The sequence below is a fragment of the Skermanella sp. genome (assembly GCF_059503625.1).
The window spans coordinates 1-11,604 of sequence record NZ_JCACHA010000701.1 but is presented as its reverse complement, the minus strand read 5'-3'; the positions used below and the strand labels follow the sequence as shown (position 1 = coordinate 11,604).

Below are 11,604 nucleotides of genomic sequence, written 5' to 3'. Positions count from 1 at the left end.
GGCCGGTGCCGCCGGAGAGGTAATCGATACCGTCGTTGCCCCGTATCCAGTCGTCGCCGGCTTCCCCGCGCAGACCGTCATGTCCTTTACCGCCGAATATCCGGTCGTCGCCGGCACGTCCCCAGATCCGGTCATTGTCGCCAAGACTGTCGATCCAGTCGGCGGACGAGGTTCCGATCAAGCTGTCGCGTGCATCCGTGCCGAAGATGGTCGCCATCGGGCGTTTCCCCCTTGTTGCCGTCATCGCCTTGGGGCGTGATCTGGCTGAAAGGGGAACGCCGCGCCGGCGCTGCGTCATTAACCTGGATCAGGAACGACGTCGGCACCTACGGAGCTTTTGCAGCATCATCGTGCCGAGATCACTCCGGCTGCTCGATCGCGCCGATCGATGGGGCGGAGGCAGAACGCGCCTTGCCTAATGAGTCCAGCAGGGTGCCGGTAACGCCGCTGCCGGACTTGAGGGCCGGGCTGCCGGTCACCGGGGCGTAGCGCTGCCTGGCGTCTGCAAGGCCGTTCAGACCGTCGTCACTGGGATTCCGCACGACCTTGGCGACATCGTAGCGGCTGACCACCTTGTCGAATGACTGCGGGAAGGTAGGCAGGCCGTTGCGCTCGTACTGCTTGAACAGTCCGGCCCAGATTTGCGGTCCGACGCTGAAGCTGCCGACGTTTCCATCGTTCCAGGCATACATCAAGGGGGTGGACGCCGTGTTGACGACCAGATTGTCGCTGATCTCGATCTGCTGATTGCCGCTTTGGCCACCGGCCGCGTTGTTTCCGTAGGTCAGGCGGAAAACGGCATAGGGTGAATCGCCGACGATCGTGTTGTTGTAGATCAGCCCACGCACCACGCCCCGGACCTCGATGGCGCTGTCGTTGTAGTCGGCGATGATGTTGTTCCGGGCAACCTGATCGGTCCCTTCCTGACTGGGAAGATCGGGGTCGAAGTATTGCGGGCCGGTGTTGCCGCCCAGCATAAGGGCCGAATTGCCGCGGATGCCGCTGATCAGGTTGTCCTCGATCAGCACCCTTGCCGATCCGCCCTTGAAGAAGATGCCGGAATTTCCCTGCGTCGGGTCGTGTATCCAGTTGTTGCGTACGACAGCCGTCCTGACGCCGACGCCATCGACGACCGCATTGTTGATCGGCTGCTGAAGGTCCGAGTCCTCGATATAGACGTTTTCGACATCGGCGTTGATCGGGTTGTTGCGGTTTATCTTGATGGCCGCTCCCGATCCGGTCCTGAGCGAGTGGATCTTCATCGACCGCACGATGATGTTGCGGATCGAGCCTTGCCAGGGCGAGATGTGCAGATTGTCGCCCTTGCCGTTGACGATCTCCAACCCTTCGACGACGACGTTGGAAGCGGCGATCTGGAACGAGCCCGTGTTGTTCAGGTCGATCGTCGGAGTGGCTCCCGAGGCGGCGCGGACGGTAATCCATTGACCGGGGGTGCCCGAGTTGAGCAATGCCACCCCGTTCGTCGCCCGGTACACTCCTTCCCCGATTTCCAGGATATCGCCCGGCTTTGCCTTGTTGAAGGCATCCTGGAGAGACTGGCCGCTGGCAACCTGTACTTTCCGGCTTCCCGTTCCCTGCGGTTCCGGCGTTTTGAACCATTCCGGATCAGCGGCCGCGCTGGCGGCTCCGGAAAAAGCCGCCAGCGTAACCAGCAACGTCAGGCAGAATTTCGACTTCATAGATAACCACCGCACCGTGTGACCTGAGGTGCGTGGTCTTAATGCGTCCCGTGGCGCATTAATGCATCATTTTGTTAAACACCAGTCGGACCGGCTTCGGCCTAAATACTCCACAACGACAGCTTACATATTCTACGATGTTGTCACATCACGCCAGGAAGTAATCGATGCCTTCAACCAAGCCGATCTTGTCCACTGTGACTACGGTCGGTCCGAATTCCGCACCATCGGCCTGAATGGTGAAGCAGGTCCGCCCCGCAGTTTCCACGACGCTGGCCGTCAGACTTCGCCCGTACATCATGTCTTCGAAGTAAAGACAGTCGCCGGACTGCGTTCCTGCACCGTTGAAGCCGGTGATCCTGGCATCGGTGCCGCCGGAAACATCGAAGCGGAATGTGTCGTTGTCCGAGGCGCCGCTGATGATGGTGTCGGTGCCGCCGTATCCCGTCAGGATGAAGGTATCGTCCCCGCCCCCGCTGCGCATGATGTCGCTGGCGGTGTCGCTGTAGAACAGGTCGTTCCCTGTCGTCCCCGTCACGTCGATGCCGTCGGAAAAGCCGTGGCCGCCGTAGAACTCCAGCCGGCCTGCTCCGGTCACAGTGATCTTCTCGATCCCGGAGAACCGGCCGGCATCGTGCGAAGCACCTCCCCCGGAGTCCTGGAACGCGACGCTTCCCGCCCCCTGGCCCGTGACGATCAGTCTGGTTGCCGCCGCCGAGGCCGTTCCCTCCGCGGCGAACGTCGCGTTGTTGTAGATATGCAGGGAATCGCGCCCGTTTCCGCCATCCAGGACACTGTCCGCCAGCGGGACCCCGGCGGGGAAGTTGCCGGTGAACGGGTTGTACTGGAGAGTGTCGTTTCCTTCCCCGCCATACAGGTACGAAACGCCGGTGCCGCCCATCAGGATGTCGTCGCCCGCCTCTCCGTACAGCTTGTCCGTTCCGGAGTCGCCATAGAGCCTGTCGGCACCGTCGCCGCCCCAAATCGTATCGGCGCCGGCACGGCCGTAAAGCGTATCGGCCCCTTCATGACCGTACATGGTGTCGCTGTCGGCCGTTCCCATGGTCGCGGCACTGCTGGTGGCTCTGATCGTCGCCAATCTTCTCTCCAAAAATCGGGTTCAAGAATCGACGCGGACTAACTTGAGATAATCGCTTCAGTCTGGGCAATGATAGTTAAGATCTATTTACCAATATTTTCAATTACCGTGATCGGCCTAACCGGAAGGTGTGGATCGACTGCCTTCCTCTTCCAAATGGTGCAGGAGCTTGGCGATCTGTACGGCCAATTGCCGTTGTGTATAAGGTTTTCCCAACCGGGGAAGGTCGATGCTGAGCCCATCCGGCAGGTCTGCATAGCCGGTCGCGAGAAGTACCGGCATTCCTGGATGGCTTTTCCGGATCCGGAGAGCGAGATCGGCGCCGGTCATTCCCGGCATGGCGTAATCGGTCAGGACCAGGTCGATTCGGGTTCCGTCCGACAGGATCTTCAGCGCCTTGGCACCGGAGCTTGCTTCCAGCGCGATATGGCCGAGATCCTCCAGCATCGCGGTGGTGCTCATCGAGATCAGCGCATCGTCGTCGACCACCAGAATGGTTGCCGGCCCGGCCTCCGCCTCCGGTGTGGCCTGCGGCTCCGCTTGCCGGACCGGGAGCGTGGAGGTCGGGAGCCAGATCTCGGCCGTGGTGCCCTCCCCTGGCGAACTGCGCAGCCGGAGCGTGCCGTTGGACTGGATTGCCAGCCCGTGGACCATGGCGAGCCCGAGACCGGTGCCCTTGCCGATCCCCTTGGTCGAGAAGAACGGCTCCATGGCGCGGGACAAGGTGGCGTCGTCCATGCCGGCCCCGGTGTCGCTCACCCGGAGAACGACGTAGGTTCCCGGCATGACCTCGCCATGCAGGAATCTTCTCTCGTCCGAATGATCGAGAGCGATCGTAAGCTTGCCGCCGTCCGGCATCGCATCCCTGGCGTTTACGGCCAGATTGAGCAGGGCAAGCTCCAACTGGTTCGGATCGACTTGCGCCGGGGGCATTCGCGGAGCTGCCTCCAGGTGCAACTCGATCATGGGACCGATCGAGCGTGTCAGCAGGTCGGTCATGCCGTGGACGAGTTCGACGACATCGACCGGCTGCGGCTGAAGGTCCTGCCGCCGCGCAAAGGCCAGGAGCCGCTGGGTGAGGGCGGCGCCACGCTGGGCACCTTGCATCGCTCCGTCGATAAAGCGCAGAAGCTTGGGAGTTGGCGGCATGTGCCGGCGCAGCAGGTCCAGATTGCCGACCACCGCCATCAGCAGGTTGTTGAAGTCATGGGCGACGCCGCCGGTAAGCTGGCCGATCGCTTCCATCTTCTGCGATTGGCGCAACTGCTCCTCGACGCGTCTTGCCTCCCTCAAGTCACGCGTCACGGTGGCGAAGTTGACCGGCTGCCCGGTGACCGGATCGCGGATCAGGAAGAAGTCGAGATGGACGTCGATGGGCTTGCCGGTGTCGAGGTGCCGGAACTTGAACTCTCCGGCCCATCGTCCGTCCTGCATCGCAGCCGGCATGATCTCGTCGGCGAATCGGGCGCGATCCTGGGGAAGCAGATAGTCCAGGATGGCGGTATCGGCGACGCTGTCCCGATCCGTCAACCCGACCATGTGGCGGCCCGCCCGGTTGATATAGAGCAGGGAACCGTCCAGCGCCGCCACGCCGACGAAATCCGACGAGGCTTCGACGGTGGAGACCAGCCGCTGGCGCTCCAGGGAAAGCCGCTCGACGTCGGTGGTCCGTTCCGCCACCCGTTGTTCGAGAAGTTCGTTCACCCGGTCGCGCTCGGCATCCGCAGCCTTCCGGTCGGTGATGTCCAGCGAGACCCCGACCATGCGGTGAGCGCACCCGTCGCGGCCGAATACGACACGCGCCATGAGTTCGACCCAGTGGATGGTGCCGTCAGGCCATATCACCCGGTTTTCGGCGGCATAATCGGCGCCGGTCGAAACCGCATGGGCCACCGAGTCCTGGATGCGCGTCCGGTCGGCTGGATGGACCTGCTCCAGCATTTCGGCATAGCTCAGCGGCGTATCGGGCGACAGGCCGAAATTGGCCTTGCACCGCTCCGACGACGTCAGCGTCATGGTATCGAGGTCGAGTTCCCATGAGCCCAGGCGGCCGGCTTGAAGCGCCAGCCGCAGCCGGTCCTCACCTTCGCGGACCTCTTCCATTCGCGCCCTGGCCTCGTACTGCCGGCGCCGTCCGCGAAGAGCGGTGGACACGGTGCTGATCAGGGTCATGGGGTGGAAGGGGCGTTCCAGGAACGTGACGTTCCCCAGCAGGCCTGCCAGCCGCTGGGCGGCTGGGTTGCGCTCGGTTCCTCCGCCCCGGACGGTCAGCAGAACGAATGGAAAATCGGACCAGGCAGGCTGGTCGTCGAGCCAGGTCACCAGCGACTGGAGATCACCGTGGCGGACGGCCTCGTCCGTCACCAGGGCGGCTCCGGCGCCGTCGGCTATGGCACGCGTCAGAGCCGGCAGATCCCGGCAGATCTCGCCCTCGATCCCGGCTTCCGTCAGGATGGAGCGCGCCACGACGGCGTCGCGCCCCATCGACGCGAAGATCACGACCCGCTCGGACCGGGGCGGGTGAGTTTCACTCAATTGAGATCGTCCATGAGCATCTTTTCGTCGTCGGTGCCGATAAAGGTAGGCACGCCGCGAAGCACCCCCTGGAACTGCTGAAGGGGCCTGCCGATCTGGATGCCCCGGTCGGAGATACGGAACTCACGGATCGTGTCCTCATGGGCGCCAGCGCGCTTCTTGATGACCGAGATGGCGCGGCGGACACGCCCCAGCGCCTCGAAATAGCGCAGCAATATGACGGTATCCGCCAGATACGTAACGTCGACCGGCGATTTCATATCGCCGACCAGCCCATGCTGGGCGACGGTCAGGTAAGTATTGACGCTCTGCCGGTTGAGGTATTGCAGCAGTTCGTGGATATGGAGGATCAGGAACTTTTCCTCCGGCATGGCTTCCTGATAGCCGTTGAGGCTGTCGATCACGACGGTCCGGACGCCCTTTTCGTCGACCAGCCTGCGCACCTTGTGGGCGAACTCGCCGGGGGACATCTCTGCCGCATCCACCTGTTCGATGAAGATGCTGCCCGCGTCGAGCAGCCCTTCCAGATCGATACCCATCTGCCTTGCCCGGCTGAACAGCAGGCCCAGTTCCTCGTCGAAGACGAAAAGCGCCGCGCGTTCTCCGCGCATGGCCGCCTGAACGACGAACTGCTGCACGAGCAGAGATTTTCCCGTGCCGGCCGGAGCGAGGATCAAGGCGCTCGATCCGCGTTCGAACCCGCCGCCCAGCAGCAGGTCGAGTTCCTTGATGCCGCTTTCCAGCAGGGTCCGGCTGAACCCCGTCCTGTGCTCCGATGCCACCAGCCGGGGGAAGACCTGTACCCCGCCTTTGGTGATCGTAAAGTCGTGAAAGCCGCCCCGGAACGCCTGTCCCCGGTATTTGATGACGCGCAGTCGGCGGCGTTCGGCACCGTAATCCGGCGCCAGTTCCTCCAGCCGGATCACTCCATGGGCGACGCTGTGGACCGTCTTGTCCGTCGTGTCCGCCGTAAGGTCGTCGAGCATGAGCACCGTAGCGGCGTTCCTGGCGAAGAAGTGCTTGAGAGCCAGGATCTGGCGGCGGTACCGGAGAGACCCCTGGGCGAGCAGGCGGATCTCGGAAAGGCTGTCCAGCACGATCCTGGCTGGCTTGATGCGCTCCACCGCCTCGAAGATCATCCGCGTCGTTTCGCCCAGTTCCAGGTCCGAGGAATAGAGCAGGCTCTGCTGCTGGTCTGGATCGAGCAGGCTTTCCGGCGGCACGAGTTCGAAGACCTCGATGCTGTCGTCCAGCGTCCAGCCATGGGACGAAGCACCCTGGCGCAGTTCCCGCTCCGTCTCCGACAGGGTGATATAGAGGCCTCTTTCCCCGGCTTCGGCTCCGGTCAGCAGGAAGCGGAGCGCCATGGTCGTCTTGCCGGTGCCCGGCGATCCTTCCAGCAGGAAGACGCTGTCTCGTTGCAGCCCCCCGGAAATGACGTCGTCGAGGCCCGGAATGCCGAATGCCGCCTTGGGGATGGCGTCGGAGTTATTGAGCATGCTTGTCTCCGGGCGTCAGCCATCACGAGTTCAGGTTCGGTCGCACTGAGTTGAATAACTACCACAATCAATGCAAGGGAACATAAACCGTTGCCGAACCGTGCTTACATTTCTGGTTGCCCGCCTCCCGACTGCGATCCGGATCACGTTACCAGGACCGGCACAATGCCTCGTCGATCCCGCTGCGGCCTGCCGCCCTGATGAGGTGGAACCTCATGTAGTAGACCGCGCCTTCGGAGTCGTGCCGTTCCAGCGCCTCGACGATATTTTCATGCTCCGCGATCGGTTCGAACAGCCGGTTGCGGGCCGTCAGCGGGACGCGGTGGCTTTCCAGGACCATGTTCGAGAGACTGTCGTACATATCCTTGAAGGCCTGGTTTCCGGCAGCCGATACGATCGTCGTATGGAAACTGAGATCGGCCTGCACCACCCCTTCGAGTTGTCCGGACTCCAGGAATTGCTGCATCGTCCCGATGCTCCGGCGCAGGTCGTCGATTTCCTGTCCGGTGATGCGGAGTGCCGCGAGGCCGGCAGTGTAGCCTTCCACCAGCAGGCGGACCTGAAACACGTCTTCCTTGGGGATGCGGCTGCCGAAGCGCCAGCCGCCGGAAGAGCCTTCCGTGCAGACGACGGCGCCGCGTCCGGGATCGATCCGGATCGATCCGAGCGTTTCCAGCACGCTGAGCGCCTCGCGCAGCGATGCGCGGCTGATGTTGAACATGACGGCCAGATCGCGCTGTGACGGCAGCCTTTCACCGGGTTTGATCTCACCCGATGCGATCATTTCCTGGATGCGCCACACGATGGTTTGCGGAACCGGCGCGCGCGCACCGTTGAGAGGGTTCATGGTCACTCCGGGTCTGATGATTATCCGCAATCCTGCATGGGGATGAACGGCATAACATGGATGGACGATCCGATTCAGGACTCAATCCCCGGCACCGCTCATCGCCGGTTCCTAAGGCCATACCCGCCAAAGTTGATGGTATCCTGCCGTCGGCTTGTCTGTCATCTGTTCTGACCGGCAACGGCAACAAGCGGCAGAGATAAATTGTGGTCTGACCGGTCGGAGCGACGGCGTTTCCAGCAGCGGGAAGTGTTCGCGCCTAAAAAATAGTATTCGGGCGCTTTCTCACTAAGCAAGTTGCGGAAACTTTCGGCATATGAAGAAAATACTTGCGTAATGAATTATTGTATGATGAAGCTATGTGGTCTTACCGGTATGACATAGCCTCAAAGCCGACACGCTTCCTGGGAGATCGTTGACTGAGCCGCGACCGCCGTGGCACGGACGAGTAGGGGGAGAACCTCATGAAAATTTTCAATTTCGAGGATGTATCGCGGGTTACTTCTAATATCGGTCGTTTCCCCGCTACGGCCTTGTCAGCGTTGGTCATAACCGCTGCCGTAGCACTGACCGCGGCACCGGCCGCCGCCCAGGATGCGAAATCGACGCTGGTCGTCGCCGGTCCGCGGACGCCGGAATCCCTGGATCAGGAATACCCGCCGACCGAAGCTGTCCACGAACTGCGCCGCAACGTCTATGAGCGACTGCTGGCTTATGCACCGAAAACCGGTGAAGACGGCGTAGTCTATGAGGACTTCAGCAAGATAGTCGGGGCTTTGGCGGAGAGCTGGGAAGTTTCGCCGGAAAAAACGTCGATTACTTTCAAATTACGCAAGGGCGTCAAGAGTTCGGCTGGAAACGAGCTGAATGCCGACGCCGTAATGTGGTCGTTCGAACGCGGCTGGAACCTGAAATCAAACTTTCACTGGTATATGACGCAGATCTTGAAGATCACGTCTTATCAGGATGCGTTCTCAAAGATCGACGACTATACCGTCAAGGTCAGCATTCCCAACTCCTCGCCGCTGATCGAACGTCTGTGGATCAACAGCGATCTCGGCATCCTGGACGCCGTGGAGATCAAGAAACACGTCACCGCCGACGATCCCTGGGCGCAGCGCTGGCTCGCGACCAACAGCGCTTCCTTCGGTCCATACTCGGTGAGCAAGTACACGCCCGGTCAGGAAGTGGTCTATGACGCGAACCCCGATTACTACCGGGGAGCGCCCAAGCTGAAGCGCATCATCTTCCGCGAAATGCCGACTTCGGCCAACCGGGTCGCGGCTTTGCAGGCCGGTTCGGTCGACGTCGCCGAATACCTGCTGCCGCGCGAGTTGGCGCTGCTCGAGAAGTCGCCTGCCGTCAAGGTCCAGAAGGTCTTCGGCAACTATATCCACCGCGTCGAGATGAACAATTCGACGCCGCCGTTCGACAACGTGAACGTCCGGAAGGCGCTGAACTATCTGGTCCCGCGCGACGATATCCTGAAGGCCGTCTACTTCAACACGGCGCGCCCGACGAAAAGCCCGATCTCGGAAATCTATCCCGGCTTCACGGACGAGTATTTCACGTTCAACACCGATGTCGAAAAGGCGAAGGCGCTGCTCGCGGAAGCGGGATTGCCCAACGGCTTCAAGACCGAGATCGGATACCGCACCGGCGACCAGATCGAGGAAGAGATCGCCGTCATCCTGAAGTCCGCTTTCGCCAAGGCGGGCGTCGACGTCACCCTGTCCAAGCTGCCCGCCTCGACCCTGGTCGAGCGCTACAGCAAGGGCACCATCCCCATGTATTTCTTCCGTGACATGGCGATCGTTCCCGATGCCGCCTATGTCGCGAATCTCTGGCTCAACAGCGCCTCGCTGATCAATTACTCGCACTTTAAGAGCGACGAAGTGGACAAGCTGATCAATGAAGCCCTGACCAGCACCGACGAGCCCAAGCGGCTGGAAGGCATGAAGCGGGTTCAGCAGATCACGGTCGAATCCGCCCCCTGGGTATTCCTGGCGAACCCCGGCTATCAGGTCGCGACGCGAGCCAACCTGAAGGGTTATTCCTGGTACACGCCCAACGGCAACGCCTGGTTCGACTGGTCCAAGAACTGATGCCAGTGCTCCGCAGGCCGGATGCCGCTTCGCTCCGGCCGGTCTGCGGAGCTTGATTGTCCCGCTCTTGAATGTGATGATTCATGACTCTTCAGAGTTTCTGGCGCGGGTTGCCGCGACCACTCCGTATCGTCATCACGCGATTGCCCTTGATCGTGCCCCAGATGTTCGGCGTGATGCTGGTAACGTTCCTGCTGGTCCGGCTCCTTCCAGGCGACCCTACGCTCCTGATGCTGGGGAACACGGCGACGCCCGAAAGCATTGCGGCCCTTCGTGAAAAGCTGGGTCTGGACCGGACCGTCTGGGAGCAGTTCGTGGCCTATGTCGGCAACGTCCTGCAAGGCGATCTCGGCGTTTCGCTGTTCACGTCCAATCCGGTCACGGTGGACCTGATGGAGCGGGCACCGGCAACGCTCGAACTCATCACCTATGCGATGGTCCTGACGGTGATCGTCGGCGTAACGCTCGCCGTCGTCTCGGTCGTGCGGAAAGGCGGGATCGTCGATAACTTCAGCCGTATCTACGGACTTGCAGCGGGCGCCATCCCGGATTTCTGGGTCGGACTGCTGCTGATCTTCTTCCTCTTCTATATCGCAGGCATCGTTCCGGCCCCGTTCGGACGGATCGACGCCTTCGTCACGGCGCCGCCCGCCGTAACCGGCTTCTACACCATCGACAGCCTTATCGCCGGCGATTGGGCGGCCTTCCAGTCCTCCGCGGGCCGCCTGCTGCTGCCGGTCCTGACGCTGGCGATCGTCAACGCGGGGGCGCTGATGAAGATGACCAAGACCACTTTCGAGGACATCTACCGCAGCGATTTCATCCGTCACCAGCGGGCCAGCGGTCTGCCGGGACGCGCCATCATCCGGAGCGCGCTGCGCAACAGCCTGCCGCCGATCATCACCCTGGTCGGTTTCCTCTTCGGTTTCCTGCTCGGCGCCGCCGTCCTGGTGGAAACCATCTTTGCCTGGGGCGGCCTTGGGCAGTACGCGGTGCAGGCCGTGATCAACAGCGATTACCCTGCCCTTCAAGGCTTCGTGCTTGTGGCAGCCGGCTTCATCCTGATCGTCTACCTGATCGTGGACATCCTGTACGAACTGGCCGATCCGCGGATCAAGGTGTGAGGAGGAACCCAGCATGAAAAGCCTGCGCAGCCTCTTCACCCATATCCGCCGCCATCCGGCCGCCCTGATCGGCGTCATCTTGCTCGCCTTGCAGATCGTCGCCATCGTCTTCGCACCGGTGCTCTCGACCCATTCGCCGACGGAAGCGGACCCGATCAGTTCGCTCCAGCCGCCCTCGCTGGAGCACTGGCTCGGCACGGACGTTTCCGGGATGGATATCTATTCCCGGATCATCTACGCGACGCGGATCAACCTTCTCATCAGCATCTCGGCGGTGGCGCTCGCCTTCGTCCTGGGCGTGCCGGTCGGGCTGCTGATCGGCTACTACCGGGGCTTCGTCAGTTCGCTGATCATGCGGCTGTTCGATTTCATCCAGTCCTTTCCGGTCTTCGTGCTCGGCATGGCGCTGGTCTCGGTGATGGGACAGGAGATCTGGAACGTCGCCATCGTGCTCGCCGTGCTGTTCACCCCGATGTTCGCACGGCTGATCCGGGCGGAGGTGCTGTCGCTTCGGGAACGGCCCTTCATCAGCGCTGCCCGATGCAGCGGCGCCACCGACGCATCGATCATGTTCCGCCACATCCTGCCGAACGCGCTGACCCCGGCCATCGTGCAGGTCTCCATCAGCATCGGCATGGCGATCCTGCTGACCGCCGGGCTGTCCTTCATCGGCGCCGGCGTCCGGATGCCGACGC

9 protein-coding genes are annotated in these 11,604 nt (G+C 62.0%); 3 read left to right on the top strand and 6 right to left on the bottom strand.

Annotated features, from left to right (window positions below):
* The 6 genes from AC5JJ6_RS23300 to AC5JJ6_RS23275 form a co-directional block, all read right to left on the bottom strand.
* Positions 1-217: calcium-binding protein (locus AC5JJ6_RS23300; protein WP_496044341.1), on the bottom strand; the 217-nt coding region annotated here is incomplete at its 3' end.
* Positions 218-359: 142 nt separating this feature from the next.
* Positions 360-1,700 (bottom strand): right-handed parallel beta-helix repeat-containing protein, encoded by a 1,341-nt coding sequence (locus tag AC5JJ6_RS23295; protein WP_496044340.1) that lies wholly within the window; start codon positions 1,698-1,700, stop codon positions 360-362.
* Positions 1,701-1,848: 148 nt separating this feature from the next.
* Positions 1,849-2,799, bottom strand: a complete 951-nt coding sequence (locus AC5JJ6_RS23290) for a calcium-binding protein (protein ID WP_496044339.1) — start codon at positions 2,797-2,799, stop codon at positions 1,849-1,851.
* A gap of 117 nt (positions 2,800-2,916) precedes the next feature.
* Entirely contained in the window at positions 2,917-5,334 is a 2,418-nt protein-coding gene (locus AC5JJ6_RS23285; RefSeq protein ID WP_496044338.1) for a PAS domain-containing protein, read from the bottom strand.
* Positions 5,331-6,833, bottom strand: a complete 1,503-nt coding sequence (locus AC5JJ6_RS23280) for an ATPase domain-containing protein (RefSeq protein WP_496044337.1) — start codon at positions 6,831-6,833, stop codon at positions 5,331-5,333. The genes AC5JJ6_RS23285 and AC5JJ6_RS23280 overlap by 4 nt, the downstream gene beginning before the upstream one ends.
* Before the next feature lie 148 nt (positions 6,834-6,981).
* The gene (locus AC5JJ6_RS23275; RefSeq protein ID WP_496044336.1) at positions 6,982-7,680 is read right to left on the bottom strand and encodes a FadR/GntR family transcriptional regulator; all 699 of its coding nucleotides are present in this window, start codon (positions 7,678-7,680) and stop codon (positions 6,982-6,984) included.
* A gap of 464 nt (positions 7,681-8,144) precedes the next feature.
* On the opposite strand from AC5JJ6_RS23275, the gene AC5JJ6_RS23270 reads away from it, so the two are divergent.
* From AC5JJ6_RS23270 to AC5JJ6_RS23260, 3 genes are all read left to right on the top strand, one after another.
* A complete protein-coding gene (locus tag AC5JJ6_RS23270) occupies positions 8,145-9,785 on the top strand; it encodes an ABC transporter substrate-binding protein (RefSeq protein WP_496044335.1) in 1,641 nt (546 codons plus the stop codon).
* An 83-nt stretch (positions 9,786-9,868) separates the two neighbouring features.
* Entirely contained in the window at positions 9,869-10,909 is a 1,041-nt protein-coding gene (locus tag AC5JJ6_RS23265; protein WP_496044334.1) for an ABC transporter permease, read from the top strand.
* Positions 10,910-10,922: 13 nt separating this feature from the next.
* Positions 10,923-11,604: ABC transporter permease (locus AC5JJ6_RS23260; RefSeq protein ID WP_496044333.1), on the top strand; the 682-nt coding region annotated here is incomplete at its 3' end.

Excerpts from the sequence above, each read along its gene's own strand:
- AC5JJ6_RS23295 (WP_496044340.1), bottom strand. The coding sequence starts at position 1,700 with ATGAAGTCGAAATTCTGCCTGACGTTGCTGGTTACGCTGGCGGCTTTT.
- AC5JJ6_RS23280 (WP_496044337.1), bottom strand. The coding sequence starts at position 6,833 with ATGCTCAATAACTCCGACGCCATCCCCAAGGCGGCATTCGGCATTCCG.
- AC5JJ6_RS23275 (WP_496044336.1), bottom strand. The coding sequence starts at position 7,680 with ATGAACCCTCTCAACGGTGCGCGCGCGCCGGTTCCGCAAACCATCGTG.
- AC5JJ6_RS23270 (WP_496044335.1), top strand. The coding sequence starts at position 8,145 with ATGAAAATTTTCAATTTCGAGGATGTATCGCGGGTTACTTCTAATATC.
- AC5JJ6_RS23265 (WP_496044334.1), top strand. The coding sequence starts at position 9,869 with ATGACTCTTCAGAGTTTCTGGCGCGGGTTGCCGCGACCACTCCGTATC.